The organism is Sphingomonas sp. CCH15-F11 (assembly GCF_001557005.1).
Taxonomy (GTDB): domain Bacteria; phylum Pseudomonadota; class Alphaproteobacteria; order Sphingomonadales; family Sphingomonadaceae; genus Sphingomonas.
The window spans coordinates 1-800 of record NZ_LSKG01000147.1; the positions used below are offsets into that span (position 1 = coordinate 1).

2 protein-coding genes are annotated in these 800 nt (G+C 60.6%); both read right to left on the reverse strand.

Annotated elements, in window-relative coordinates; translation table 11 throughout:
- Positions 1–309 precede the first annotated feature (309 nt).
- Positions 310–561, reverse strand: a complete 252-nt coding sequence (locus tag AX709_RS15295) for a ribbon-helix-helix domain-containing protein (protein ID WP_231727548.1) — start codon at positions 559–561, stop codon at positions 310–312.
- Positions 562–614: 53 nt separating this feature from the next.
- The coding region (locus AX709_RS15300; protein WP_066550614.1) for a ribbon-helix-helix domain-containing protein at positions 615–800 on the reverse strand (186 nt) is incomplete at its 5' end.

Below are 800 nucleotides of genomic sequence, written 5' to 3' on the forward strand. Positions count from 1 at the left end.
CCCGCAGGTCAGGCGACAAGTCAACTCGAAAACGGCGTTTTCGAGTTGACTTGTCGCCTGACCTGCGGGAGACTGGTGTTTGTGAGGACACCGGGCGGCTCCCGCCCATCAGACGTTCCGAGAGCCCGGCCGCCAAGCCGGGCTTTCGTCGTTTTGGCCCTGGCGGTGCCACCCGCTAGGATCGCCACGGCGAATCGGCGAATGAGTCCGCCGACACCAAAGCCTGTCAGATTACTATGTCGTTGGGAAGTGCGCTCTATAATGATGATACAATAGAGCGAGTGTGAACGTGTTCACACGTGGACTTGTTCACTTGTCGATGGGCTGATTGTATTTCTGGAGAATGTCGAGAACTGCCTCGGTCAGCATCGCCTCGATTGTGCTGTCCTCCTTGGCGGCCAGGATCGCGAACGCTCGGGCAACCGCCGGATCGAAGCGGCCAGCGATCGACTTCTTGCCGATGCGGTTGCGCTGCTGGCGTGGCGCTTCGATCGGCAGCATCGGTTCTTCAACCTCCGCAGGCGCGGCGGTCGATTTCCTGGCGTTCGTCGATCTTGCCACCTCCAAGCTCCTAATCTTTGTGTTCACACATTCACATATTCACACGTGGACAGCTATCGCTCGCCGAACGGATGCTTGCCGTGCTGGCGCATGAGCAAGTCGATGGCCTCGCCAAGGAGCGCCTGCAACGTCGTCCCCTGCTCAGCCGCCAGCATATTCAGGCCGCGACTGACCTCGGGGCTGAAATAGGCGCTCACCGCCTTCTTGCCCTGGCGGGTCTGGGCGCGAGTGGTGGCGGG